Origin of the sequence: Thalassotalea nanhaiensis (assembly GCF_031583575.1) — a bacterium.
GTDB lineage: Bacteria > Pseudomonadota > Gammaproteobacteria > Enterobacterales > Alteromonadaceae > Thalassotalea_A > Thalassotalea_A nanhaiensis.
The window spans coordinates 3051321-3078035 of the sequence record NZ_CP134146.1; the positions used below are offsets into that span (position 1 = coordinate 3051321).

Genomic DNA, 26715 nt, shown 5'->3' on the forward strand with positions numbered 1-26715 from the left:
CTAAAAAAAAACTAAAAAAATTAAAAAAAAGTGAACTTTTTATTAAAACGCCGAAAAAACGGTGGTTCACTTAGATAAATAACGGCTATTTTTATATTATTTACTCGATTGGATTGAACAAAGAGGAGTTAATCTCCTATTCGTTGCCATATGTCGTACGTTCATGCTCATCTGCGTACTCAGTCATAATCTCTTTGATTTGCTCTATACAATTTTTAAACGGCTCGATTAAATCAGGATCAAAGTGCTTCCCGGCTTGTTCATCCAAGTAATTAAAAGCTTTTTCAACCGTCCAAGCATCTTTATAAGGGCGCTTAGACGTTAACGCATCAAACACATCTGCAATAGCCACAATGCGTGCACTTAAAGGAATGTCTTTGCCTTTAAGTTGGTGTGGATAGCCACTGCCATCAAATTTCTCATGATGATATATACAAACTTCAACGGCTAAACTAAGCAAGGGCGAGTCATGATTCCCCAAAATTTCAGCGCCATAATCAACATGACGCTGCATTTCTTTCCATTCAGACTCATCTAATTTGTCAGGTTTAAGCAAAATGTTATCGGCAATACCTATTTTACCAATATCATGCATAGGCGCAGCATCAAAAAGCAACTCTGCCCAATCACAGTTAGCGTTAATTTCATCAGCCAAAAACTTTGAATAATAGCTCATTCTAATAACATGCATGCCAGTTTCATTATCTTTGAATTCAGCAGCACGACCTAAACGTCGAATGATTTGAGCTCGAGTATTTTCCAGCTCTTTTGTTCTTGCCTTAACTTTGTTCTCTAATTCTCGTTGCTGATTATATAACGCAATTTGAGTTTTAACCCGAGCTTGCACAATTGGCACACTAACTGGCTTGGTAATATAATCAACAGCACCTAGAGCAAAACCAATTTGTTCGTCTTCAATTTCAGATTTAGCGGTAACAAAAATAACTGGGATATCAGAAGTAATCGGGCTCGCTTTTAGACGACGACAAACCTCATGGCCATCCATGCCTGGCATCATCACATCGAGCAAGATCAGATCAGGCTTATGTTTTGAATTAGCTATCTTTAGTGCCAACTCCCCATTTAAAGCGGCTTTAACTTTATAAAATGGTCTTAAAATTCCATTCAATACGTCAATATTATCGGAGTTATCATCTACTACTAGCACTGTTGCTTGTTCGCTCATTTAAATTTCCATATCGTGAGTGTTTAAAAAATCTCGTAATTGCTCAGCCGCCAAGTCAAAATCATAACCTTCAATACTTGCTATAATTTTTTCAAACTGTTTTTTAATTATTGCATCAAATAGATCATCTGCAATTTTTTCAGCCAACTCGTTTGCATCTGTATCAAACTCGTTCACCATAGAAAGTAACTCAATTAACTTGGGCTGCAATTTGTCCAAGGATACTTCTTCAACGGGTGAATGAGCTATGTCGGAAGGTGTTTCAACATTTTTATGTTCAAAAAACTCGATAAGCTCAGACATCACACTTTGTAATTTTTGGCTACATAACTGAAATTCGGTACTAATAACTTCAGTATCGTCTTTATTCGAACAAGCGGTTTCCAAAGTCCCTGCTTGCTGTTGCAAAGTGGTGGCGCCAATATTCCCTGCTGCCCCTCTTAATGTGTGGGCGATTAATACCGCATCTTTAAGTTGCCCTTCAGCCCAAACTTCACCAAAGTTAATATAAAAATCACTTTGATTGCTCATAAATTTTTTCAATAAACGAACGTAAAGTTCTGAGTTCCCACCACTTATCGCAAGTCCAGCCTCAACATTTATATGACTAAAATTAGCCAAAGCTATATCGTTTACGGCTTTATTTGAGTAATTGATACTAGTTATAGACTCTTCAACAACTCGTTTTTGACTGGCAGATAAACCCGAGGGTTTAAACCAGCGGTTCATGGTTGAAAACATTTCTCCTAGGTTAATAGGTTTAGCAATATGATCATTCATACCTGCATCAATCACTTTTTCTTTATCACCTGCCATGGCATTGGCAGTCATGGCAATGATAGCTAAGTTAGGATGATCCTGACGAATAATACCTGTTGCAGTATATCCATCCATAATTGGCATCTGTAAATCCATTAACACTCCGTCGTAACGATGAGCATTTACCATTTCTACTGCTTGCTCGCCATTTTGCGCAAGCTCTACAATGATGTCAGCCTGTTTCAACAACTCAATTGCTAACTCTTGGTTAAGCTCATTATCTTCAACCAGCAATATTTTACAACCTGCCAACGCTTGTTGATATTCTCTAATTTCATCAGTTTTCTTAATTTTACGTGTCGTCGCAATATATGATTGCCCCATCAAACGCATCATTTCATCAAACACTGATGATGCGGTTACCGGTTTTGCTAAAAAGCTGTCTATTGATTTTTCACCAATAGAATCGACATGCTGTTTTATTTCCTGCTCACCATGAGCGGTAACCATAATAAAGTGTTTGGTTTTATCTGAGACTAAATTCTTTAGTTTATTAATTGTTTCAATGCCATCAATCCCCGGCATTTTCCAATCAATCATGGCAAAGTCAAATTCGCCTTCATAAGCTTGCGCAACCGCGATAGCCTCCAAGCCATTACTAGCGGTTGTTACATTGCATTTAAATGAGTGCATAATGTTGCTTAATACATCAAGCGCCATAGCATTATCATCTACGATCAATACATTTTTATCGGTTAACATTTGCATTTGTTCATTACTAAATTTTTGCTCTAATTCACCTTCAGGTAAATTAAGATAGATATCAAAAAAGAAACAACTACCTTTACCGATTTCACTTTCAACCCATATATCTCCATCCATTATCTCTACAAGATTTTTACAGATAGTAAGACCTAGTCCTGTACCGCCATATTTACGTGTTGTAGATGAATCGGCTTGTGAAAAAGATTTAAACAACTTTTTCTGTTGCTCTTCACTCATGCCAATACCGGAATCTTGTACTGCAAAGCGTAATTTAACTCTATTATCTGCAGAGCTGACGAGCTTAATCGAAATAACAATTTGGCCCTGCTCAGTAAACTTGCTTGCATTACTGGCTAGGTTAACAAGTATCTGATTTAATCGCAGTGGATCACCTTTTACAAAAACAGGCACATCGGTTGAAATGTTAAACAGTAACTCCAAACCTTTTTCGTGAGTTTGTATGCCAATAATATTTGAGAGATCATGCATGACATCTTCAAGGTGAAAGTCGACATTTTCCAGCTCAAGTTTGCCCGCTTCAATTTTTGAAAAATCAAGAATATCGTTAATGATGCCTAATAATGACTCTGCTGCTTTATTGACTTTCTGAATATAATTGCGCGGTTTATTTCCCATGTCGTATTCAAGCGCTAAATGTGACATACCAATAATTGCATTCATTGGTGTGCGTATTTCATGGCTCATATTTGCTAAAAAATCTGACTTGGCTTTGCTGGCATCATCAGCTAAGTTTTTAGCTTCAAACAGTGCTTTTTTGGCCATGTTCTCTTGAGTAGTATCACGAATAGAAATAATTACTAAATCTTCACCGTGTAAAGAGACAGGCGTATATACAGATTCAACTTCAATTGTTTGTCCACTTTTAGTGAGCATATCCAACGTACCGTCATCAATGCCACTACGGTGAATAATAGGGTCTCGCCAGTACTCATTGGTAAAAGCATGATGCTCATCCCGTCGGTGTTCTGGGACAATAGTGGCCAAGGGTTTACCTATTAACTGTTCAACTTCAAAACCTAGCATTCTTTCAGCGGTTGCGTTGGCTTGTTCGATGATGTCATTTTTGTTAACCACCAGCATAGTTATCGGGGCTGACTCTAATATTCGGTCTAAGCGCTCTCTTTCTTTTAACCTTCCGCTAATATCTTTAAACGCGATCACCGCTGCAAGTTCATCGCCCGCAGAAGTAATTGGCGCGACACTATATTCAACAAACACCTTATGGCCATCTTTATGCCAAAAGAAATTATTAGGAACATGCACTACTTGTTGCGACGACAAAGCATTAAAAATAGGACTTTCACTTATCTGATGTTTGCTGCCATCTTCATTGGTATGATGAAATAATGTTAAGTGCGGCTGACCAATAGCTTCTTTTTCACTGTACCCGAGTAACTGACTTGCAGATTCATTAAAGAATACACATCGGCCGTCTTTATCAATGCCAAAAATACCATCGGCTACAGAGCTTAAAACCGTGCGGTTCTTACTTTCTGAACGCGCTAACGCTTTCGTTCTTTCATTTACAATCGCTTCTAATTCATCTTTTGAGCGGTTATTGATTTCATTGGCTCTACGAGAAATAATAAACATAAACGCTGAAAGCGCGATAATAATTAACGCTGTTGCAACCAGTATGCCGATCAATAAATCTCGTAATTGCAAATACTCTTGTTGCGACTCGTCAAAATCTATTTCCACAACAGTAGACAAACTAAACTTTTCATTCCATTGCCACATACCGACAACATATTGCTCTCGATAATCTATGTAACCAGTCAAATCTTGTCCGGAAGCCCCAAGTAACGTACTTTGCACAATGCTGTTTTGCTCTATATCTGGTAGCGATACGTTAAGAATACTTGATTGGTTTTTGGATAATTTACCCAAACTGACTAATTGGTTTGTAAATCGACTACCTGAAACTAAAAACCCGCTACCATCTATTGCATAAGCATCGAACGACTCTCCATATTTAGCGCGAGTAAATATACTGGTAAAACTTTTATTAGGGTTGAAATTTAACGCAAATACCGCGATTACATTACCTGTGCCATCCGTAACAGGTGTGGCGATATAAAGTAATGCCTCAGATGATTTTCCACCATTATTTTCAGAAGTTCTATCTCTAACGGCAGGAAAAAATTTAGTTTTGCCTGCAAGCACCTGATTAAATATGCCCGGACGTTCCTTTATTAACACACTGGTTTTTCCGGTTAATTGTTCTGCATTATTAAACAAGTTAACACCATCTAAAGAGATAATATTAAAATCACGAGAATTGATTGTTGTTGATGGTCTGGCAGCAAAAAAGTCATGTAACGCATTTCTATTTATTTGCTCATTTTTAACATTTTTATTTTTTATTGAAGTATTAAGATCTCTCACTAACCTTTGAAATTTCTTTAACCGGCTTATGCCTTTAACGAGTGACTCTCGTGAGCTATACCAGCCTTTTAAATCATCATTAATTATTTCTTGGTTTAATGCTAAGACCCCTTCGACTTTTACCAACGACTTTTTCTTATAGTCTTTTAAAAAAACGGTTGTCGCCACGCTCACAACCATCACAATTAATACGATAATCATGATGTAGATAGCTTTAAAGCGCTCTGTACCAAACTTAATTGCTATTTCATCTGCATATTTACGACCTTTTAAAATAATAAGAACAACAATAATAAGTGCCAACAAAATAGATAAATAAAGAGGATAATTTATTTTTATTATCTCTATTGTTGGCTCGCGTTGGTCAAAGGAAGCACTCCAATCTAACTGCAGTTGTTGCCAGGCCTCTTCCCCCAGTTGCTCAATGCCCCAATTTAATATTTCAACTAACTCTGGCTTTTCAGTATCTACGCAAAACCCTAATTCAAATGGGGCGAAACCATCAAGGGCTATTGAACGAAAACGGTTCTCGCTTTGTTCCCTCTCGGCGTAAATTAGGTTTAATGACGTGGTAACAAAACCATCTAATTGCCCACGATTCATTTGTTCTAAACCTGCAACTAAATCAGTGACTTGTATGACATTTTCAGCGCCAACCAGAGCCTTAGCATGCTCGAAATTTGAGTATGCTTTAACCACGCCAATTTTTGTCGTTGATTGTATATCTGATATTGATGTTATGTGGGAAAGTGTTGGTACGACCAAAACTGACTTTCTATTGAGAATTGGTTTAGTGAATAATACTTGTCCTTTGCGAGTGTCACTGCGAGCACATAGCGGTATTGCGTCAAGTTTGTGTTCTTGCACAGCTCTGTACTCATTTGCAAACGTTGTAGCAGAGATAACGATTAATTCAACAGGCAAAACTTTATTTAGCTGTTTGCGGTACTCTGAGCCAATACCAACGGGAACCCCATCTTCATCAGTATAATCTAATGGAGCTAATCCAGAATCAATACCTATAGCTATTTGAGGGTTTGCTTTTGCCCAAGCTTTCAATGCTGGAGACAACTCGTTTGCTGATGTTGTAAAGCAACAGAGTAAGGCAATAATTGTTGCTATTAGGGCAATTAATTTATTTAAGTTATTCATTAATAGTTAATTTTTTCAGCTTTTATTCTAGTATATAAAGAGAATGAGAAATTGCGACTTTTTAGTTTGAATTGAAGAGAACAAACATGCCACAAGATGCATTAGCGTTACTACAGCAAAAATCGGTTCTTATCGTTAATTTCAATCCACAAGATGAACTTAACTTTGACTCCCGATTTAACGCTTTCAACTTCAGTAAAAACGTTGCCACATCTGTTGAACAAAGTAAGAGTTATCTGCAAATTAAAAAGTTCGATTTAATTATTAGTTTTTGGGAGAACATAGATAATGAAAATATTTTTGAGTTATTGAGTTTTGTTAGAAACAATGAACAAAATTACAAAATTCCTTTTATTGTTATTTCTAACATTATTACCCCAGTATTAATTGATAAACTTATTAAACATGGGATTACCGAATATATTGTACCGCCTTTTAACCAGGCTATATTGACCGAACGGTTACTGCATGCAATTAACTTTCCTATCAGAAATCAACCTCAAGCTATTGCTGACAAATTTAAAAGTAGCCGCTTTGCAGCAAAAACTACACTTGAAGAAATTCAGATTCTAGTGGTTGATGATGTAGCAATGAACATTGAAATTATTATTGGAATTTTAAAGCCGACATATAAAGTAAAAGCAGCAAACAACGCGAGTTCAGCAATGACGGTTTGTTTGTCAAACTCACCTCCAGATATAATATTACTCGATATTATGATGCCTGATATTGATGGCTTAACCTTTTGTAAACAGTTAAAGCGCAACCCTCTGACGCAAAACATTAGAGTTATTTTTACAACGGCCTTATCTGAGGTAAGTGACGTAATTAAAGGATTTGAACTTGGTGCAGTAGACTACATAACTAAGCCAATTATCCCTGAAATTTTATCAGCTAGAGTTAAAACTCATTGCCAACTAATTCTGCAACACCACGCCATGCAATGGCAAATAGATAACTTAATCAGAAAAACAAGAGAGTAAATTACGAGGATGACTGCATTGCTTCATCCTTGAAGCAAAAAAAGAGCTAGAAAGATAACTTTCTAGCTCTTTTAATCATCTAAATATATTCAGATGATTAAGCTTTAGAAACCATAACCATAGCAGGACGAATTAAACGACCATTTAGCTCGTAGCCTTTTTGCATAACAGCAATAACAGTATTTGGCTCTACACCTTCAACTTCTTGCATAGACATTGCTTGATGCAACTCTGGATTAAAAGGTTGATCTTGTGGGTCAACGGCTTTAACACCAAATTTCTCAAGTCCTGATGATAAGCCTTGTAGAGTTAAGTTAACACCTTCAAATATTGCTTTTTGCTCTTCGGCTTCAGCATCAATGGTTGCTAAACCACGCTCTAGGTTATCAACTACGTTTAGCATTTCACCGGCAAACTTTTCTAATGCAAACTTTTTCGCTTTATCAACTTCTTGAGCACTACGACGGCGCATATTGTCAACTTCAGCTTTAGCTCTAATAACAGAGTCTTTTTGATCGGCAACTGTCATTTGTGCAGCAGCTAATGCTTGTTCAAGCTCAGCAATTTTTTGTTGCTCAGCACTCAACTCAACAACCACTTCTTCTTCAACCACTTCGGCTGTTGCTTCAGTTTGTTCAACATCGTTTTGCTCAACAACTTGCTCTTCAGTTGTATTTACTTCAGCTTCTGTTGCTGAAACGTCTTTATCAGTATTTGTTGACTCAGTAGTCATCGATAACTCCACAATATCATTTCGCCCAAGACAGGACTTATTTTTCATAATTGTGGTAATTATGGGGGCTTTATTAAAGGTTTCAAGGACATTTTTTAACTATTTGCTAATTGCGCTCTTTACAATAGGAAAAATGTCGGTAAAACTGCCATAATAAACAATATATTAGCGCTATTCGAATGAGTAAAATGTATAAAACGATAGGCCTTATCGGAAAACCCGAACATGAAGGCGCATTAGCGACTATCGCTGCCCTTCATCATTATTTAGAAGGCAATGACTATATCGTCATGATCGAAACATCGGTTGCCAATAAGTTAAATAAAGCAGATGCCCATACCTTTGATATTGTTGATATTGGCAAGCAGGCTGATTTAGCAATAGTTGTTGGCGGCGATGGTTATATGCTGGGGGCCGCACGAGTGTTATCCAGTTTCGACATTGCCGTGCTTGGTGTTAACCGTGGCAACTTGGGTTTTTTAACTGATTTATCACCAGATAACTTAATAGAACCTCTTGAAGCAATTCTTGACGGACGTTCTAAAACTGAGCAACGCTTTTTAATTCAGGCCGAAGTATATCGACATGGCCAATTAAAAAGCTCAAACAGTGCAATGAATGAAGCGGTACTGCATCCAGGAAAAGTTGCCAGTATGATGGAGTTTGCCGTTTATTTAGATGATGTATTCATGTTCTCGCAGCGCTCTGACGGTATTATTGTATCTACACCTACGGGTTCAACAGCATATTCAATGTCAGCTGGTGGCCCAATAATGACGCCAACCCTAAACGCCCTTTCGTTGGTGCCAATGTTTCCACATACACTGAGCTCTCGTCCTATTGTGGTTGATGGTGACAGTGAAATAAGACTGGTAGTAGCCACAAATAATCATGAAGAATTGCAAGTGAGTTGTGATGGTCATGTGATTTTGGCTGTGATGCCTGGCGACGAAATACGCATAAAAAAATGTAAATATACACTTCGTTTAGTCCACCCTCTCGATCATGACTACTTTAATGTTTTAAGAACAAAACTTAGTTGGGGCAATAAAGTTTATTAGCACATTAGGTAAAAGTAACAGTACTTTTACCTTCTCAACTTGTCGGCGCAGCATCATCCCTGAGCTCGCCGAATTGCTACCATCCATGGTAATTCGGCATACCTTCATCCCTGAGCTCGCCGAATTGGTACCATCCATGGTAATTCGGCATACCTTCATCCCTGAAGGTAATTTAAATTTGCATTCATAAATAAACACTGATAACTTTACTGTATAAATCAACAGTACTTATTTCATTAATCAATAATTGAGTGTGATCATGTTATTAAATTTAGCCATAAGAAACTTCGCCATCGTCAGCTTTGTTGAAATAGACTGGCACAAAGGCATGACCACCATCACAGGTGAAACCGGTGCTGGTAAATCCATTGCCATAGACGCATTAGGGTTGTGTTTAGGTAGTAGAGCATTAGCCAACACGGTTAGGCCAGGTACCAGTAAAGCTGAGCTAACTGCAACCTTTGACATTACCGATACCCCAAAAGCATTAAAGTGGCTTGCTACTCACGACTTACAACAAGATGATGAATGTATCGTAAGGCGAGTAATAAGCGCCGAAGGTCGCTCTAAAGCATACATAAATGGCAGTCCTGTGCCTTTAGCTCAATTAAAAAATCTTGGCCAATACCTATTAAATATTCATGGTCAGCATGATCATCAATTACTAATGAAAAACCAGGAACAACGTCAATTATTAGATGATTATGCGAATCATCAACAAATGTTAACTGAGCTTAAGTTTTACCAAAACCAGTGGCGTGAACTGAAAAGTGAACTAGAAATTCTTCAACAAAATAAACAACAACGACTTGCTCAACAACAGCTATTACAATACCAAGTTAAAGAACTTGATGAGTTTGCCTTGCAGGCGAATGAATTTACCCAACTGGAAGCCGATTTCAAGCGTAACAGTAATGCGCAGCAATTACTGATGCTTTCTGAACAATGCGTACAAGAAATATCAGCGGATGAGCAATTTAATCTTCTCAGTCAATTACAAAAAGCAACTGAACACTTAAATCAACTCGCAGAACTCGACCCCAGCGTTGATTCGATTGCAACATTAGTGAATGAAGCGAGAATACAATTTGAAGAAGCAAGCCATGATCTAATTGAGTATCAGCAAAGTATCGACTTGAACCCGCAAACATTTGCATTAATCGAAGAGCGTTACTCTACCGCAGTAGATTTAGCGAGAAAGCATAAAGTAGCGCCAGAAAGTCTGGATAGTTTTCACAGTGAAATTTGTAAAGAATTACATGCTATTGCATCTGATGATTCACGCCTTGAACTCATTCATGATGAAATGGATGCTTGTCTTTTGGCGTACAAAGAGCTCGCTTGCAAACTTAGAGCAAGCAGAATTAAAGCTGCAACCAAGCTGGAAAAAGCGATCACTAAGTCGATTAGACAATTGAATATGCCCGATGCAATATTTAAATTAGCGGTAGATGAAAAAGACATAAATGAGCCAACTGCACATGGTACGGATAATGTTGAGTTTTTAGTAAGTATGAATCCAGGGCAACCGGTAGAACCAATAGCCAAAGTTGCATCTGGTGGCGAGCTATCAAGAATAAGCTTAGCCATCCAAGTGATTTTAGCTGAAAAAATTGTCACTCCCACCCTAATATTTGATGAAGTTGATGTTGGGATAAGTGGACCTACAGCAGCCAAGGTAGGCCAGCAATTAAATAAACTTGGAGAATCTACACAAGTCATTTGTGTAACTCATCTGCCACAAGTAGCCAGTAAAGGGCACCAACAATTATTCGTAGCAAAGCTGAGCGACGGAAAACATACTCAAACCAGTGTTACAGAACTTAATCTTGATGCCAGAGCAAACGAAATAGCTCGTTTATTGGCAGGGGATGAAATAACAAAAACAAGTTTAGCGAATGCGAAGGAACTTTTAGCGGGTTAATTAATCTATAGTCTTAATCTTGAAAACTGCAGGATTTCATAGGAAGGTAAGAATAATTATGATAAATTTTGCAAATATATGACAAAAACCTTTAATCTCTTAACTGGCTTGGTTATTATCCTTGCTCAGCAAAGATAGGAATAAAAAATAGATGTTATCTCGCGCAATAATTTTAAGCTTGGCATTATGCTTAGTTTCGGGCTGTGTTTATAGAATAGACATACCCCAGGGTAATTACCTAGAACAAAAACAAATTGATAAATTACAAGTAGGTATGACTAAAGAACAAGTTAAGTATGTACTTGGAAACCCAGTAATAAGAGACAGTTTTAACAGTGATACTTGGTACTATGTTTATGAGTTTCTTTCGGGTAAAGATGAAGCGTTTAATAAACGTAAAAAGTTAGTTTTAAGTTTTGATGGTGACATACTCACCAAAGCTGAAGGTGATTTTGAGGTTGGTGAAAACTTCCACGTACCTATGGGTCAGTAATCACAGTATCTAAAAATATTTAAAGCCCAGTATTTCACAATACTGGGCTTTTTTAATTCATGGATGAATTAACTTAGAATTGCCAATTATCTATTTCTAACTAAAACTGATAGCCATTAGCCTTACTTAGTAACCCGGCAGCATCAATACGCTCAAGTACACAGTTCTTAACGTCTAACTTGTTAAAAACCAAAACTTTGTCTTTCGTTCGTCCATGCTCTGTTGTTCCTGCACCTTTAATTATCATTGAAACATATTCAGAGTCGGGTAACTCTTTCAACCCACCACCATAACTACACAGAACATCAGTAATACTTGTTTCTAGTTGTGCATAAAACATTTGTTGCTGTTTGGCTTTTTCAGCTTGTAATTTTTTCACTTTAGCTCTGTATTCATCAGCACGTTTTTTAACTTTTAACTTAGCCTGTTCAATCGCTGCTTTGCGCTTCTCAAGCTGAGCTACCTCTTGTTGATATTCCGCTTTTTCATCGTCATCTAAATGCAGCTTTTCATAGTTCAAATCACGCTCTTCACGTGCTAAATCTCTTAACTCATAAGAAAGCTCGCGTTCTTGTTCTCGCAATTCTCGCTGTTCTTCAACTTCATAACGCATACTCTCATTTGCTATCTCCATCGCTATCGCAGCTTCTTCCATCGCTTCTTCAATAACGATCTCAAAATTTTCACCAAACAATTCCTCGCCTTCATGCCCTTTTGGACTGCGTGGCGCTAATGGAGCTCGCGGTGCTACTGGCATTACAGGCATAACCGGCGGCGCAACGCTATAACCATAATGTCTAACTCGTGACACATTAAGGTTAAACACAACACCCTGCCCTGCTAGGTAATGGCTTTCAATACGAGTAAGTTGAGCTCCTTTGTTGTCGTTTTGTTTCTTAATTGAGGTTTTAATAATATCGCTCATAATGTCTAGCTGTTGATGCAATTTATCAAAATCCATAGCATTGGCATTACTGCCAAACATCACTGATGCCAATGCCAGAGGTAAAACCGCTTTGTTAATATTTTTCATTTTATTGCTCCTGCACAGGTTGTTCAAAGTTTGCTTTATTAAGCATTGGGGAATTTAATTTGTTATCAATTGATTGCGACTGCAATGCATATTCAAGTTTCTGAAAACGTAACTTTTGATCAATAGCGTCTTCGTCACGTTGCTCATTTACAAACTTAACAAAGCTCGAAATGTCTTCTTTACGTTCTTGTCTGGCGGCACTCATTAAATAAGTGGCAAGTTTTAAGTTATTGTCTTGCTGGTCATCTTTTAAATCCGCTGCATAATTTGCCATAACAACTTGTTGCTCGGCGGCAAATTCTTTTAAACGTAGGTTAATAAGCTTGTCAACGTCGGCAGAATTATGTTGAACACTATTCCCACCAAAATTCACCAAAAGCCCATTGTCTTGCATGACTAATTCAACTTTAAAAATGACCAGGCAAATAGCAAATAATGAAAATGCCATAGACATTGCGGGTAGTCCTTGCCATTGCCACCAGGGTTTTGACTCTACGTTAAAAGTACTTTCCCGATCCCAAGCTGGAACGTCTTGCTCTTCATAACAATGTACTTGCTGTTCAATGAAACGTGCTGTTGCAAGTCTTTGCTGCATAGCTTCGTCATCAGCAATATCTTGTTCAAATTTCATGCTTTGCTCTGGGCTTAACTTTCCATCTAACCATAATTTAAATTCATGATCTTTTTGATTTTCTGAATTAGACATAATCTACCTCCAAAACACCTTTTAATTTATCCAGCGCGCTATATAAACGCGATTTGACCGTATTACTTGATATACCGAGTTGACCAGCGATCTCATCAAAAGTGAAATGCTGAAAGAATTTCAGTTCAACGACGGTACGTTGATTTATCGGTAATATTTTCATCGCCGTTGCTAATGCTTCAGACTGTTGTGATTGTTTTATATCATTCTCAGGGCAACTATCACTAATGTTGGCTTCTTGCTCAGGTTCATCATCAAGAGATTGATGGGGCTTCTTCCGCCGGTAATATTCAATACAACGATAATGGGCGATTCGAAACAGCCAGCTTTTAAATTTACTATCGCCGCGAAACGAAGCTAAATTTTTAAATACTGCCATGAAGATATCTTGTAATAAATCAAGCGCATCATCAGGGTTACTAACCATTCGTAATGTATAGTTGTAAATCGGCTTTTCATAACGTTTTAATAACGTCATCCAAGCAGATTTTTTCCCTTTTAAAGCAAGGTTTATCAACGTTTCGTCACTGCGCTCAAACAAAATATTTACCTAGCGAATTAATCATTGTTATTTCTTTATTTATATCGATTTACTATATATGTAGGAAGGAATAGAAAAAAAGTTTGAAAGTTTTGAATTATTTTTCAACTTTATTTTCTTAAGACGTTTATTAAAACAAGTCAGTGATCACTTTAGCCAATAAATTAAAGGTTTCAGAGCGAAGACTGCCGTTTCTTTCCAGCATTGCAATTTCTCTATATGGGTGTTTATTTAGCTTTTGAACCGTTAAATATGCATGCCCGGCAATCCCCTTGTTTATCGCCATTTCAGGTAAAAAGGTTAAGCCATTATGGTGAATAGTCATTTGCAAAAGTGTAGCTAATGACGTTGCAGCAAAAGGGTTTATTTTCGATTGGTTCACTAATTTACACGCTGATAATGCGTGGTCAGTTAAACAATGCTCCTCTGATAATAAAAATACACTTTCGTCTGGTATATTTTTATATCCTTCATCGCTTATCACTTGTTTTACTAGCTCTTCGTTACCGGCCAAATAGAACTCATCGTTGCCTAAATGGGTTTGTTTAAAGTTATGACTATGTTTGTTATCAATAGGTAAAGCGAGAATAGCAATATCAATGTCACCGTTAGCCAGTTGTTTGAGCAACTCATCGGTAGGTGCTTCTTTGATAAATAATTCAATATCAGGTAATAATTTTGAAGTGGCAGATATCACATCAGTTAATAAAAACGGTGCAATAGTAGGTATACAGCCTAAATATACATGGCCTTTACTTATTAGGCCCTGCGACATTGAAAACTCAACTAAATCAGTAGCACTATGAATTAACTGCTCTGCCATTTTTACAACAGCTTTACCATGTGCAGTAAAGACAAAACTTTTATGGTCACGCTCTATAAGCTGACAATCTAAAAGTTGTTCAAGTTTGATAATAGCGCTGCTGAGGGTTGATTGACTGACAAAACACGCATCCGCGGCGCGATGAAAGTGTTGATGATCGTTTAATGCGAGTAGGTATTGCAGATGCTTTAAATTTGGTAAATGTGTGTTCATCGATATTTTCAATCAAATTTACAATAGTAGGTTAATAAATTTAATCTATAAATTGAGTTTTTGCCAATATTAAATTTATCAACCTAGAACAGGAAATGGCAATTTGCAGTCCATCTTCCTTGAAGCAAACAGAAAATAAACCGTTTTTAATAGGGATATTATATATGCCGCGCTAACATGGATGTTAATGAGCGGTCCATGGCATTTCTGCATATAGCTCGTCCATGAGCTTTACAAACCTAGAACCATCCTTGGTGGTTTGCATTCCATCATCCTTGAAGCAAACAGAAAATAAACCATCCATGGCATTTCTGCATATAGCTCGTCCATGAGCAAAAAAAAAGCTCATCGATGTCGATGAGCTCTTCAGAGAAATTAGAATTTTAAAGGTTTTAGCCTTTATATAAGTTCTTGTATAGAACTTTTTGAGAGCCAGCTTCACAGCTGCCTACAACTTGATAACCATCATGATCTTCGACTTCATCATTATCAACAACTAACAAATCAAAATTTTCTACGCCATTGTTTGAAATTTTTGTATGTATTTCATCTTTTAATTCATCACAGTCTTTAACTTCTGCTTGCGCTGAAACTGAGAATAATAATGCACTGGTAATTAATACGATAAGTTTTTTCATGGATGATTCCTTAAGTAAGTTGACTGGGGATATATTAACAACCTGCCTAAATAATACTGCAATAGTTTGTTAGTAATTTGTTACTTTAATGTTAACGCAACTTTTCATTCCATGGCTTTGCATTCTTCCAATACTAAAGCTGTATACGCGCAAACAAGTTCATGCCAACTAAAGTACTCACCTTGGTTGGTTCGAATTTATTCGGACGTTAAAACCAAAAAGGCCAAGCGATATGCTTGGCCTTTTTATTCGATAATGTAAAAGCGTTTACATGAACGCGCCTTTAATCATCCAGAAGAACATAATTGATAAACCGGCACCTACAGGTAACGTAACAACCCAAGACACAACAATGTTGCGTACTACACCTAAGTTGATTGCAGCTATACCGCGGGCCATGCCCACACCTAATACAGCACCAACTAAAGTTTGTGTAGTTGAAATAGGCAAACCAGTACCAGAGGCAACAACAACCGTACAGGCTGCTGCAAGTTCAGCAGCAAAACCTCTACTTGGTGTTAAGTGAGTAATACCTTTACCAATTGTCGCGATTACACGATGACCGAACAAAGCAAGACCGGCAACAATACCAATACCACCTAGAGGTAAGATCCACCATGCTAGTGCAGATTTAGATGCGATTTCACCATCGTTTCCTACAATAGAAACAACAGCGGCTAATGGACCGATTGCATTGGCAACATCATTTGAACCATGAGCAAATGCCATACCACACGCAGTAATTACCATTAATACAGCAAAAACTTTCTCAACATTAATGTAGTTAGCTCGACGGTTTTTAGACTCTTTAAATTTCAATCTTGAAATAAAGAATTTACCAATAATTGCTACACCAACCGCTACAGCAATTGCATACAAGTAACCTTCTACTGAGCCAATGTTTAAACCAATATGTTTTAAACCTTTTTTGATTGTCACTAAAGACAATACAAAACCAGCTAAAAACATATAAAGAGGAACCCATTTTTTTGCTGATGCTAAAGGGTTATCGGTGTCGAAAATAAGCTTTTGCGCACTGTTAAATATCACAAATGCGAAGACCCCGGCTATAAGCGGCGTTATAATCCAACTACCAACAATACCACCAACTGAACCCCAATCAACGGTATGCATACCAACACCAATTGCTGAGAAGCCAACAATGGCACCAACAATTGAATGCGTAGTAGACACTGGCCAGCCCATATAAGATGCGATAAGCAACCAGGTACCCGCTGCAAGCAGTGCTGAGATCATACCGAACACTAGGAGTTCAGGTGTATCAATGTAAAAACTTGAATCTATTATGCCTTTACGAATAGTAGAAGTAACTTCACCACCCGCTAAATATGCACCGGCAAATTCAAAAATCATTGCAATAATAATTGCTTGTTTAATCGTTAACGCTTTCGAGCCTACAGAAGTACCCATAGCGTTAGCAACGTCATTTGCACCAATGCCCCAAGCCATAACAAAGCCGACTATGGCAGCGAAAATAACTAGGGTAGAACCGTAATTAGCTAAAATATCCATTAGAATCTACCTTATCTTGCTAACATAATTTCTAGTCGAGCACCTACACGCTCAGCTAGATCTGCTAAATCACCAACCCATTCGATAATTTGATATAAAAACATTACATCAATAGGGTTCATATTTTCTTCTAAGGCCATTAAAGCTCTACGAAGTTTGATTTGCATATAATCAGTATCGTCTTCAATAGAAGCCAATTCGATTATCATTTTTTCTACTAGCTTTACTTCACGGCCACGAAAGCCAGTCTCTAGTAAATCATCAAGTTCATTGATGGCATCTGCAGCTTGCTTTATCGCATCGATACAACGCGTTAAGTAGCTATTGAAATCATCTGATAACTCAGCTGGTATAACCAATTGACGACCTAAAATACGTCCTGAGATATCTTTTGCTTTATTGGCAATTTTATCTTGTTGGCTTACAAGCTCTAAAACATCAGTACGCTGTACTGGCATAAAAATTCCGCCCGGTAATTCATTACGAATATCGCGCTTCATTTTATCTGCAGCTTTTTCAAGCGAAGAAATATCTTTACGAATTTTCTCAGCTTTATCCCAATCACCTGCGGTACAAGCAACAAAGAAAGAAGGAAGAAGATCAGCACATTCATTTACTTTACGAATATGTTGCTCTAACGGCTTTAACGGCGATTTTGCAAAAACGCCAAGGATTGTATTTCCACTCATATTTTTTATCCTGCAACTATATAGTGTTGCTTGTTAAAATCTTGGCAAATATACCTTATTTACCAGATAATTTAAAAGTTTAACTTATGAAAAACATGCTATTTTTTCTAACATAACCTAATATGTTCAAAAAAAATACAACTTGTTCTAAAACGACTAACTTTGCATCAAGTTTAGCTTACTTATTGCAAAATTAAATTTTTTAATTCCATATTTAACTAGCTCAATTATTGCTAGAAAATACTGGGAACATCCTTTTCTGATATGTGACGTATTACCTTACCTTTTACAAAGTAAATAATATATTCACAAACATTTTGACATCGGTCACCAATGCGCTCTAACGCTCTGGCAGACCAAATCACCGACATAATTGATGGTATAGAACGAGGGTCTTCCATCATGTATGTCATTAATTGTCGCATTAAAGCCTCGTATTCACGATCAATACGACTGTCACTTTGATGTACTTTTAATGCAGCATCAAAATCCATTCGAGTAAAAGCATCTAAGGTGTCATGCAAAGTTCCTAATACTAAACGACCTAGGTTATCCAAGTTTAATAATAAATCTTGTTGTTTAGCATTAAATTGTTCTAAGGCTACTTTAGCAATCTTTTCAGCTTCATCTGCTATGCGTTCTAAATCAGCAATGGTTTTTATAATTGCCATCACTAAACGTAAATCACTTGCCGCTGGTTGGCGCTTTGCAATAATACGAGTACACTCTTCATCAATGGTTACTTCCATTAAATTTATTTTGTAATCGCTGGAAAGTACTTTTCTAGCCAACTCTTCGTTATTTTCGCTTACCGCAGTTAATGCATTTTTAAGCTGCTGTTCTACCATGCCGCCCATGTTCATCACATTATTGCGAACTGCATCAAGCTCTTGGTTAAATTGGCCAGAAATATGACGGCCTGTATCAAACGTATCCATTAATATTTCTCCTTAATTAACCATAACGGCCGGTAATATAATCTTCTGTCTTTTTCTTTGCTGGGGTCGTAAATAGCGTATTGGTATCGCTGTACTCGATTAGGTCGCCCATGTACATAAACGCAGTTTGGTCTGATACTCGTGCAGCCTGCTGCATGTTGTGAGTAACAATAACTACTGTGTACTTTTCTTTTAGCTCAGTAATTAGTTCTTCAATCACCAAGGTAGAAATAGGATCAAGTGCCGATGTTGGCTCATCGAGCAACAGTACTTCTGGTTCAATTGCAATTGCTCTAGCGATTACTAAACGTTGTTGCTGACCACCAGACAACCCTAAGGCGCTGTCATGAATTCTGTCTTTCACTTCTTCCCACAATGCGGCAGCACGAAGTGATTTTTCACAGGCTTCATCTAATACACGACGGTTGTTTTGGCCAATTAAGCGCAAACCATAAACTACATTTTCATAAATTGATTTTGGAAAAGGATTCGGACGCTGAAACACCATTCCAACTTTACGACGAAGCTGTGCAACATCGACATGTTTACCATAGATATTTTCACCGTGCAGATCAATTTCACCGTCAATTTTACAGATATCAACCAAGTCATTCATGCGGTTAATACAACGTAATAACGTGGATTTACCACAACCACTAGGGCCGATAAACGCAGTTACTTTACCTTTTGGTATTTTCATTGAAATATTATTAAGCGCTTGTTTATCACCGTAGTGAAGGTTTAGCCCTTTAATTTCCAGTGCAACTTGTTCAGCGGGTAAATCATTAATATCTACCGTTTGCTGGTTTTGCATTAATACTTCTGGAGCTACATTAATCATCGTAAATTTTACTCTGTTTAAATTTTAAATTTATTGTGCTTAGTATCAGTGCTCTAACGAACGATACTTTTCACGTAATCTGTTTCGAATAGACACTGCGGTCATATTCAGGCCAACAATAATGGTGACCAATAAAAATGCTGTCGCGTACACCAACGGTCTAGCCGCTTCAACGTTAGGGCTTTGAAATCCTACGTCATATATATGGAAACCTAAGTGCATAAACTTGCGTTCTAAATGTAAGAACGGGAAGTTACCATCTAGTGGTAATGTAGGTGCCATTTTAACAACCCCCACTAGCATTAATGGTGCAACTTCGCCGGCAGCACGGGCAATTGCCAATATAATTCCGGTCATAATTGCAGGGCTTGCGATAGGTAAAATAATACGCCATAAGGTTTCTGCTTTCGTTGCGCCTAAGGCTAACGAGCCATGACGCATACTAGAAGGAATACGTGCTAAGCCTTCTTCAGTAGAAACAATGACCACAGGTAACGTAAGTATAGCTAACGTAAGTGCCGACCATAGAACGCCTGGTGAGCCGAACGTAGGGTTTGGCAACGATTCAGGGTAAAATATTTGGTCAAGTGAGCCACCTACCATATATACAAAAAAGCCTAAACCAAACACACCATAAACAATTGACGGTACACCGGCTAAATTGATCACCGCAATACGAAGTAATTTAGTAAAGCCATTATTACCAGCATATTCATGTAAATAGATAGCAGCAACAACACCAAGTGGCGCAACAATAACGGTCATTAGCAATACCATTAACACCGTACCAAATATGGCAGGGAACACACCGCCTTCTGTATTCGCTTCTCTTGGGTCGTCAATTAAAAAACTGCTTATTTGACTGAAAAACTTACCAATTTTTTCTATTAAAGTTAACTGGTTGTTAAAGCTAACTTGCATTACCTGTTCAAGGTTAATTTCTACTTGCTCACCGCCCATAGCACGTACAACAATTTTGTCGCGTTGTACGGCACTGCGCATAACATTAAGCTCTTCTTCTAAGGCAAGATACTCATCATTAAGTGATTTTCGTTGCTGTGCAAATTCAGCTTTAAGATCATCGGTTAAGGTGTTTTCAATTTCAGCTTTACGCTCTTTTAAGCGAATAGTCTCCAAACCATAATTAATTGCACCAATATCCGTTTTTTGCAAATCTTCAATGTCATCTTGTAAGGTGTTTACTCTTTCTAAAAAGCTGTCTAGTTCGCTAATAGATACTTGCTTACCATCCATGAACACTTGTTCTATGAAGCCGTAAAAATTACCATTTGTACGACGTTCAATAACAACCACATCTGCTGGCTGGGTTTGCTTGGTGATAAGTGGCTCAACAATCCAACGAAAGTCTAAACTTACTAATTCACGGTTACCGGTTTTTATTAAAAATCGTTCAATAGTAGCAGCATCTTTAGTGTCAATATTGGTATGCGCCAATTGTTCTACAGGGATGCGTTCAACATCATATATTTCACCAATAACTGTTGAAGTCTCGCCGCTTGGACTGATCATTTCAAACTGGTGAATCTGTGCTGGCCAAAAGTAAGTTAAGCCACGAGACGCAATTAACCACAATAAACCCACAACCGAAATCAAACTGATTGATACGCCTGCTGCACTTAGCCAAACCCAAGGAGAGCCTGATTTAAACCATTTATTCATTTCTATAATTCCTAAAATTCTTACAGCGAGCTATATTTTTCACGTAAACGCTGACGTACAAACTCAGCGAGCGTGTTAAAAATAAAGGTGAATATAAACAACACAAAGGCTGCTAAGAATAAAATTCGATAATGAGAGCTGCCCACTTCTGACTCAGGCATTTCTACCGCAATATTTGCTGATAACGTACGCATGCCCTGGAATATGCTCCAGTCAATAACAGGTGTATTACCGGTTGCCATTAGTACAATCATAGTCTCACCTACAGCACGGCCTAAGCCCATCATTACTGCAGAGAATATACCTGGGCTGGCAGTAAGTAATACCACTTTAATCAAGGTTTGCCATTGGGTAGCGCCAAGCGCTAATGAACCCGAGGTTAAATGCTTTGGTACTGAAAATATTGCATCTTCGGTCATTGAGAAAATAGTAGGGATAACAGCAAAGCCCATTGCTATACCAACAACCAATGCATTACGTTGGTCAAAGTCTATGCCTAAGTCATTGGTGATGTATTGGCGCATGTCGCCGCCAAACATGACATCTTCAATAAATGGCGAAATTTCAAATGCCAATAGTCCGGCAACAATTAGTACAGGCAATAAAATAAGTGGCGCAAACGCTTCAGGTAAAATCAATTTGATTTTTTTAGGCACCTTGTACCATGCAAATGCGGTTGCAAACGTTGCCAGTGGTAATAGGATAACCAATAAGAATACCGCGGGTAGATATTCCTCAATAAGCGGTGCTAACCAAAGCCCCGCTAAGAAACCTAATATAACCGTTGGAAGTGCTTCCATTAATTCAATAGTAGGCTTAACCGTTTTACGCATTACCGGAGGCATGAAATAAGCGGTATAAATGGCTGCTGAAATCGCAATTGGCACAGCAAACAACATTGCATAAAGAGCGGCCTTCATGGTACCAAATGAGATAGGTACTAATGAGAACTTTGCTTCAAAGTCATCAGAGCCCGAAGTAGATTGCCAAATGTAGTCTGGCTCAGGGTAACCTTCATACCAAACTTCTTGCCACAATGCCGACCAGGTAACTTCTGGGTGTTCATTATGAACACTGAAAAGCTCAATCGATTGTGCATTACCAATTACTACACCATTTGCTCGTGGTGCGATAGCAAACGGTTGTTCGGCATTATCAAGTAGCTTCCCCTGCCAAAGCTCAGCTTCAGAGGTGGTATAGTAAACACCTACTTGCCCGGTTGGGGTTACCGCATAAAAGCTTTTGCGATAAGTTTCAGGATAAATAGCAGCAACAGCTTCGTTGTCGCTTACATTAAATGAACGAATTAATTGAAAATTTCGGCCTTTTTCACCAGCAACCTCAAAGTATTGATGCACCTTGCCGTCACTTGTACCAAACAACACCGAGCTACTGCCAGACAATAATGTAGTAGACGTTATGTTTGCGCCAGATTCATAAACTGGATTAAAGATGGCCTTAACAGGCACGTCGTATTCATCGCTTAAATCAAAAATACTTACAGAGTTATTTTCAACAGCAATTGCCATAGATAAGTCTGGTGTAATTTCAACAAAGTCGAGACTTTCTACATCGTCTTTAATTAATTGAAATTCTGTTGAAAACTCAGGGTCGTAATTAAAGTCATCTTCAGCAATTAAAGAGGTTTTAATTAAGCGGTTATCATTGGTTAAGGCAACAACAACTGCGCGCTCTTCGGTCATTGCAAATGAGAATATTGATAAAGCGTTTTCATATTCATCAATAATGATAGGTTGTTCACCCAATGGGTAAGCAACACTTGGGCTAATTGTTCGTGTATCAGCAACAAAGCTGGCCTTAAACGTAGGTTGAATAACCCTGATTAAACCATCGGTTGTTAACAATACATATTGATTGGTGTTCGTGGTAAATACATCTAGTAATGTATCTTGCTCAGAAATTAGTTTTTCAGAAAGCAATAAATCACCAGTTTGGTGAGTATCATTTGCTTTCAGTTGGTAAAAATTGATCTCACCGTTACTGTTAATATTAAAAGTTATTTCTTTTAACTCATCAACGCCAACAGCTAGGTTTTGTGAAACTTGAGTGTCTAATTTTGTTTCTATCAAAGCAAGTTGTTCTACACTTGCTGATTCAAAAACAGGTTTAACTACATACACTAGGTACATGAAAATAAGCACGAGGGTAAACAATACACTCACACCACCAACAGAAATAAGCCATTTTGCCAGTTTGTTTTTAACTTGCCTTGGCTCAAAAGATTTTGCAGAAATTGTCACTTTGCAACCTTAAAATAAGTGTTCTTTATTCGACACTAGAAATTATAAGACAGTTATGTGACAGTTTTATTACAACAAAGAAATAGTCGACATTTAGTCGTTCAAACCTCCTCCCAAACAAGGCATACAGGGAATTACGTTTATTGGTAATAACCCTAGTGTAAACATTATTTTCCTTAACGTTCATATACTAAAAGCATAATTCAGCCCGTAAATAGCACTTGGCAACCAAAGCCATTACTATCGTATTAATTTCAGTTTGATTATATAAAAAACAAAAACTGTATCTCATCACGTTAAATCTCAAGGAGGATTTATGTCCAACTGCTTACATCTTGCCATTCCTGCGGGCGATCTCAACACAGCGATAACATTTTATTGCGACGTACTAGGTTGTAAAACGGGTAACCGCGAAGAAGGTCGCTGGATAGACATTGATTTTTGGGGCAATGAATTAACCATACACCAGAGTGAAGAACGTTTACCAACCGTAAGACATAACGTTGATATGGGTGCAGTAGCTGTCCCCCACTTTGGTATACATTTACCAGAAAGCGAGTTTCAAGCATTAAAACAGCGCATTGAAAAGGCAGGTGTTCCTTATTTAGACGAGCCTTATCGTCGTTTTGTCGGCACTGAATATGAACAAGAAACCTTTTTTATTGAAGATCCTAACGGTAATGTTCTTGAAATGAAAACCATGGTAACCCCAGAGGTAATGTTCAAAGTCAATTAAGCAATACACTTATGCAAGGGGCAATGAGCAATATTGCCCCTACTTCACCTCTTCAAATCACACATTTTTTCATTGTTTACTTTTAGTAATAAATATTTTTTAATTTTAATTGTATGATATTTATAGATATTAATGTAAGTTGGTGCTTATCAAAGTAGACTGTAATTACTGATAGTTCTACATAATAAGCTGTTATAAGTCGCTGGAGAATTATGGCTCGTCGAAAGGAGTTAGGCAGTATCGCTAGCGGTATTATCGGTTCATTCAATAGTCGAAATAATGATATTGATGGCTATTGGGCTATCGGTAAACTTTACAATCTTGTCGTTCAGCATGAAATAAAGGCAGTCTTTGTCGACTTGAGAAGTAAAAAAATAACTCCACTTTCAAACGACTTTGATTTGATGATTAGCAATTATCACAATATGCTCAATCGATTGTTGGTAAAACATAATATCCCATCGGAATGGGTTATCTCGGTAAAAATCTCTGTAGCATTTGAAGCAGAGTACGAAAACAAACATCACTATTGGCGAAGCGCATTAGGTAACCCTTGCAATCTTAAGTGTGATATTTTGGATGATAATGGTCGCCATCATGTAGCATATGCTTATAACAACTGCATGCCTCACGATCCGAGTAGGGAAAGTCAAAGCAGTAGAGTAGGCAACTTATAACAAGCCAATTAAGCGGGATTGCTAACAGTTTGATGGCACCGCCTCGTACACATTTTAGCAAGCTATTTTCAGCCCCTTAAATGGGCGCTATACGTATCAAGGAGTTCATGGTGTTCTTTTCAAATCTCTTCGGGCGAAAAAAGAGTGTTACATTTGAAGTTCCTGAATTAGGGGCGTTTGAATACTTTAAAGATGAAGTAGATGAATATTGGCAGATTGAGAATCCTGTCGGAAAACTTCCAGAAAAATTTGATTTCGGAGCCATAGATGGAAATCTAAATGGCCCGAGAGAAGATGCTTTGAATGAATTTATCAAATTAGCAAGAAAACCAGAAGTTTTATTCACCTACTTAAATGATCTTTTTTTCCGAGAAATTAAGCCTACTTTCGGTCAATTGTCAGTGGAAGATGTGCGTTCAAAGTTTTACCTTAAATCGCTAACGTGCTCGGAGAAAGGAAAATTTGAATTTGGCTTTCACGCTATTGAAAAAGACGTGTTTGTAGAGCTTTTCTTCAGAAATGGAATAGTGAAGGAAGTACATATTGATGAAGGTTGTTGTAAATACGTATAACAAGACAATCGAGCGGGACTGCCAACAGTTGGCTTTGCTCCTTCGTAGCCAATCTTAGCCAACAAATTTTTTTGCCCATTGTTAGGGCGTTATGTGTACAGGAATTATGCGTCCGGAGTTGAAGCAAAAGTTAGATAAGGAGATATCAAAAGGTAAACACAAAAACTTTCGTGTTTGGTCTTTGGCTTTTCTTGCCTTAATTATTATTCTCTGGCTTGTTGTAGGACTCTCTTCTAACAATTCTATAGCTGTTAATGGAGTTGTTATCAGCCAACACGCATCATTACGTGATGATGGACACAAAATTTATCTCATGGTCAAAGTGCCAGACAGAGAAACTCTCGTAAAAGCACCTCTGCCTAAGCATTTACCGATTAGACGCAATGTTAAAGTTGAGTTGCGTAAACATCAGTCGACTTTGTTCGATACTTATAGATATTCGTTTGTGCGTTACTTAGAGTAAAGTAAACATAACAAGCTGTTTAGCAAGGACAAAAAACAGTTTATGGATGTGTCAAAATCGCACAATCTTATGTAGACTAAGATTAAAACAATATGAATTAATCAAAGGCTAAGCAATGAATGTACCGAAACTCCCTTGGAACAAGATAATCGGTGAAGGCGCCCTGATTATCGTAGCCGTGTACTTAGCGATATTCTTAGAAGGAGTTTCACAAGATCGAGTAGCGAGGCAATCAGCTCATACAGCACTGGCCCAAATGCTAGAGGAAATGCGAGAAGATCGAGCCGACGTTAACGAAATCCGTGCAGAGCAATTCATCAGAGATAAACAATATCAAGCGTTGGAAAAGTGGTTTTCAAATCCCGACTCTATACCTTTGGACTCAATGAAAGAAGCAATTGACGCAATATTTCTTGAAAATAGAACACTATATCCACGACGTTCGGCGTGGGCAACAATGGTTGCCGCGGGGCAATTAAGCAAGCTAGATGCGCCTGACTTGGTGGCACGTCTTGGTAATTTTTACGAGAGCAGAACAGCACGAATTATCGATAACGGCAATGATTTCGACGAAGGGCTAAATGATTTGGGACGCAATTCAGTCCCGAAAGTTTGGGATTCGGGTAATGCTCGACTGCTGACGACTGATGCTCGCGAGCTTGCTACTGTTCGAAATCAATTTCGCTACATTCATATCGGTTGGAACTTGTGGTATCTCGATGCGTTGGACAGCTATGGGAAAACCCTAGATTCTCTAATATTCGAAATAGAGACATACCTTGAGAAAAACAACTTTGAAATGAAACCTGTAGAATGACCTCATCACATAACAAGCTGCGGCACTGGCTTTATGATGTCTCTTAAGGATATTTAATTGGAACAGTACTTTGATGGATTGATGAGAGT

The 26715-nt window shown here is 37.9% G+C and carries 23 protein-coding genes; 9 read left to right on the top strand and 14 right to left on the bottom strand.

Annotated elements, in window-relative coordinates; all coding sequences use genetic code 11:
- Positions 1-136 precede the first annotated feature (136 nt).
- Both RI845_RS13160 and RI845_RS13165 read right to left on the bottom strand, forming a co-directional pair.
- A complete protein-coding gene (locus RI845_RS13160) occupies positions 137-1186 on the bottom strand; it encodes an HD-GYP domain-containing protein (RefSeq protein ID WP_348386621.1) in 1050 nt (349 codons plus the stop codon).
- Positions 1187-6271 carry a response regulator gene (locus RI845_RS13165; protein WP_348386622.1) on the bottom strand — a complete coding sequence of 1695 codons (5085 nt, stop codon included), beginning with the start codon at positions 6269-6271 and terminating at the stop codon, positions 1187-1189.
- An 86-nt stretch (positions 6272-6357) separates the two neighbouring features.
- Between RI845_RS13165 and RI845_RS13170 the strand changes: the two genes are divergently transcribed.
- Complete coding sequence (locus RI845_RS13170) at positions 6358-7254, top strand: response regulator (RefSeq protein WP_348386623.1); 897 nt, start codon at positions 6358-6360, stop codon at positions 7252-7254.
- 97 nt (positions 7255-7351) lie between these two features.
- On the opposite strand, the gene grpE is transcribed toward RI845_RS13170, so the two are convergent.
- Positions 7352-7987, bottom strand: coding sequence for a nucleotide exchange factor GrpE (grpE, locus tag RI845_RS13175; RefSeq protein WP_348386624.1), 636 nt, complete (start codon positions 7985-7987; stop codon positions 7352-7354).
- Positions 7988-8166: 179 nt separating this feature from the next.
- On the opposite strand from grpE, the gene nadK reads away from it, so the two are divergent.
- The 3 genes from nadK to RI845_RS13190 all read left to right on the top strand — a co-directional run bounded on the left by nadK (position 8167) and on the right by RI845_RS13190 (position 11465).
- Positions 8167-9048, top strand: a complete 882-nt coding sequence (gene nadK / locus RI845_RS13180) for an NAD(+) kinase (RefSeq protein ID WP_348386625.1) — start codon at positions 8167-8169, stop codon at positions 9046-9048.
- Between the two features lie 259 nt (positions 9049-9307).
- Entirely contained in the window at positions 9308-10972 is a 1665-nt protein-coding gene (recN, locus tag RI845_RS13185; RefSeq protein ID WP_348386626.1) for a DNA repair protein RecN, read from the top strand.
- Positions 10973-11123: 151 nt separating this feature from the next.
- Positions 11124-11465, top strand: coding sequence for an outer membrane protein assembly factor BamE (locus RI845_RS13190; protein ID WP_348386627.1), 342 nt, complete (start codon positions 11124-11126; stop codon positions 11463-11465).
- A 100-nt stretch (positions 11466-11565) separates the two neighbouring features.
- Here the strand turns inward: RI845_RS13190 and RI845_RS13195 are convergent, their stop codons facing one another.
- The 11 genes from RI845_RS13195 to RI845_RS13245 form a co-directional block, all read right to left on the bottom strand.
- The gene (locus tag RI845_RS13195; protein WP_348386628.1) at positions 11566-12498 is read right to left on the bottom strand and encodes a hypothetical protein; all 933 of its coding nucleotides are present in this window, start codon (positions 12496-12498) and stop codon (positions 11566-11568) included.
- A 1-nt stretch (position 12499) separates the two neighbouring features.
- Entirely contained in the window at positions 12500-13204 is a 705-nt protein-coding gene (locus RI845_RS13200) for an anti-sigma factor (protein ID WP_348386629.1), read from the bottom strand.
- Complete coding sequence (locus RI845_RS13205) at positions 13197-13745, bottom strand: RNA polymerase sigma factor (RefSeq protein WP_348386630.1); 549 nt, start codon at positions 13743-13745, stop codon at positions 13197-13199. Before RI845_RS13205 ends, RI845_RS13200 begins: the two co-directional genes overlap by 8 nt.
- Positions 13746-13875: 130 nt before the next feature.
- Complete coding sequence (locus tag RI845_RS13210) at positions 13876-14781, bottom strand: hydrogen peroxide-inducible genes activator (RefSeq protein ID WP_348386631.1); 906 nt, start codon at positions 14779-14781, stop codon at positions 13876-13878.
- Between the two features lie 392 nt (positions 14782-15173).
- Entirely contained in the window at positions 15174-15419 is a 246-nt protein-coding gene (locus RI845_RS13215; RefSeq protein WP_348386632.1) for a DUF1161 domain-containing protein, read from the bottom strand.
- 267 nt (positions 15420-15686) lie between these two features.
- Positions 15687-16952: an inorganic phosphate transporter gene (locus RI845_RS13220; RefSeq protein ID WP_348386633.1), complete on the bottom strand. Its 1266-nt coding sequence runs from the start codon at positions 16950-16952 to the stop codon at positions 15687-15689.
- Between the two features lie 11 nt (positions 16953-16963).
- Entirely contained in the window at positions 16964-17641 is a 678-nt protein-coding gene (locus RI845_RS13225; RefSeq protein ID WP_348386634.1) for a TIGR00153 family protein, read from the bottom strand.
- A 233-nt stretch (positions 17642-17874) separates the two neighbouring features.
- Positions 17875-18579 carry a phosphate signaling complex protein PhoU gene (gene phoU, locus RI845_RS13230; protein ID WP_348386635.1) on the bottom strand — a complete coding sequence of 235 codons (705 nt, stop codon included), beginning with the start codon at positions 18577-18579 and terminating at the stop codon, positions 17875-17877.
- A gap of 16 nt (positions 18580-18595) precedes the next feature.
- A complete protein-coding gene (gene pstB / locus RI845_RS13235) occupies positions 18596-19420 on the bottom strand; it encodes a phosphate ABC transporter ATP-binding protein PstB (protein WP_348386636.1) in 825 nt (274 codons plus the stop codon).
- Between the two features lie 45 nt (positions 19421-19465).
- Complete coding sequence (gene pstA, locus RI845_RS13240; RefSeq protein WP_348386637.1) at positions 19466-21100, bottom strand: phosphate ABC transporter permease PstA; 1635 nt, start codon at positions 21098-21100, stop codon at positions 19466-19468.
- A 20-nt stretch (positions 21101-21120) separates the two neighbouring features.
- A complete protein-coding gene (locus tag RI845_RS13245) occupies positions 21121-23361 on the bottom strand; it encodes an ABC transporter permease subunit (RefSeq protein ID WP_348386638.1) in 2241 nt (746 codons plus the stop codon).
- A 316-nt stretch (positions 23362-23677) separates the two neighbouring features.
- On the opposite strand from RI845_RS13245, the gene RI845_RS13250 reads away from it, so the two are divergent.
- From RI845_RS13250 to RI845_RS13270, 5 genes are all read left to right on the top strand, one after another.
- Entirely contained in the window at positions 23678-24097 is a 420-nt protein-coding gene (locus tag RI845_RS13250; RefSeq protein WP_348386639.1) for a VOC family protein, read from the top strand.
- A 212-nt stretch (positions 24098-24309) separates the two neighbouring features.
- The gene (locus RI845_RS13255; RefSeq protein ID WP_348386640.1) at positions 24310-24774 is read left to right on the top strand and encodes a hypothetical protein; all 465 of its coding nucleotides are present in this window, start codon (positions 24310-24312) and stop codon (positions 24772-24774) included.
- A gap of 80 nt (positions 24775-24854) precedes the next feature.
- Positions 24855-25346, top strand: a complete 492-nt coding sequence (locus tag RI845_RS13260) for a hypothetical protein (protein WP_348386641.1) — start codon at positions 24855-24857, stop codon at positions 25344-25346.
- A 91-nt stretch (positions 25347-25437) separates the two neighbouring features.
- Complete coding sequence (locus RI845_RS13265) at positions 25438-25809, top strand: hypothetical protein (protein ID WP_348386642.1); 372 nt, start codon at positions 25438-25440, stop codon at positions 25807-25809.
- A gap of 115 nt (positions 25810-25924) precedes the next feature.
- Positions 25925-26626, top strand: a complete 702-nt coding sequence (locus RI845_RS13270) for a DUF6090 family protein (protein ID WP_348386643.1) — start codon at positions 25925-25927, stop codon at positions 26624-26626.
- The last annotated feature ends 89 nt before the right edge of the window (positions 26627-26715 follow it).

What these genes read in the sequence shown, in the direction of transcription:
- RI845_RS13250 (WP_348386639.1), top strand. Translation starts at nt 23,678, where the DNA reads ATGTCCAACTGCTTACATCTTGCCATTCCTGCGGGCGATCTCAACACA.
- RI845_RS13170 (WP_348386623.1), top strand. Translation starts at nt 6,358, where the DNA reads ATGCCACAAGATGCATTAGCGTTACTACAGCAAAAATCGGTTCTTATC.
- phoU (WP_348386635.1), bottom strand. Translation starts at nt 18,579, where the DNA reads ATGGATACGTTTGATACAGGCCGTCATATTTCTGGCCAATTTAACCAA.
- recN (WP_348386626.1), top strand. Translation starts at nt 9,308, where the DNA reads ATGTTATTAAATTTAGCCATAAGAAACTTCGCCATCGTCAGCTTTGTT.
- RI845_RS13255 (WP_348386640.1), top strand. Translation starts at nt 24,310, where the DNA reads ATGGCTCGTCGAAAGGAGTTAGGCAGTATCGCTAGCGGTATTATCGGT.
- pstB (WP_348386636.1), bottom strand. Translation starts at nt 19,420, where the DNA reads ATGATTAATGTAGCTCCAGAAGTATTAATGCAAAACCAGCAAACGGTA.
- RI845_RS13265 (WP_348386642.1), top strand. Translation starts at nt 25,438, where the DNA reads ATGTGTACAGGAATTATGCGTCCGGAGTTGAAGCAAAAGTTAGATAAG.
- grpE (WP_348386624.1), bottom strand. Translation starts at nt 7,987, where the DNA reads ATGACTACTGAGTCAACAAATACTGATAAAGACGTTTCAGCAACAGAA.
- RI845_RS13225 (WP_348386634.1), bottom strand. Translation starts at nt 17,641, where the DNA reads ATGAGTGGAAATACAATCCTTGGCGTTTTTGCAAAATCGCCGTTAAAG.
- RI845_RS13260 (WP_348386641.1), top strand. Translation starts at nt 24,855, where the DNA reads ATGGGCGCTATACGTATCAAGGAGTTCATGGTGTTCTTTTCAAATCTC.
- nadK (WP_348386625.1), top strand. Translation starts at nt 8,167, where the DNA reads ATGAGTAAAATGTATAAAACGATAGGCCTTATCGGAAAACCCGAACAT.
- pstA (WP_348386637.1), bottom strand. Translation starts at nt 21,100, where the DNA reads ATGAATAAATGGTTTAAATCAGGCTCTCCTTGGGTTTGGCTAAGTGCA.
- RI845_RS13195 (WP_348386628.1), bottom strand. Translation starts at nt 12,498, where the DNA reads ATGAAAAATATTAACAAAGCGGTTTTACCTCTGGCATTGGCATCAGTG.
- RI845_RS13200 (WP_348386629.1), bottom strand. Translation starts at nt 13,204, where the DNA reads ATGTCTAATTCAGAAAATCAAAAAGATCATGAATTTAAATTATGGTTA.
- RI845_RS13270 (WP_348386643.1), top strand. Translation starts at nt 25,925, where the DNA reads ATGAATGTACCGAAACTCCCTTGGAACAAGATAATCGGTGAAGGCGCC.
- RI845_RS13190 (WP_348386627.1), top strand. Translation starts at nt 11,124, where the DNA reads ATGTTATCTCGCGCAATAATTTTAAGCTTGGCATTATGCTTAGTTTCG.
- RI845_RS13165 (WP_348386622.1), bottom strand. Translation starts at nt 6,271, where the DNA reads ATGAATAACTTAAATAAATTAATTGCCCTAATAGCAACAATTATTGCC.
- RI845_RS13215 (WP_348386632.1), bottom strand. Translation starts at nt 15,419, where the DNA reads ATGAAAAAACTTATCGTATTAATTACCAGTGCATTATTATTCTCAGTT.
- RI845_RS13210 (WP_348386631.1), bottom strand. Translation starts at nt 14,781, where the DNA reads ATGAACACACATTTACCAAATTTAAAGCATCTGCAATACCTACTCGCA.
- RI845_RS13220 (WP_348386633.1), bottom strand. Translation starts at nt 16,952, where the DNA reads ATGGATATTTTAGCTAATTACGGTTCTACCCTAGTTATTTTCGCTGCC.
- RI845_RS13160 (WP_348386621.1), bottom strand. Translation starts at nt 1,186, where the DNA reads ATGAGCGAACAAGCAACAGTGCTAGTAGTAGATGATAACTCCGATAAT.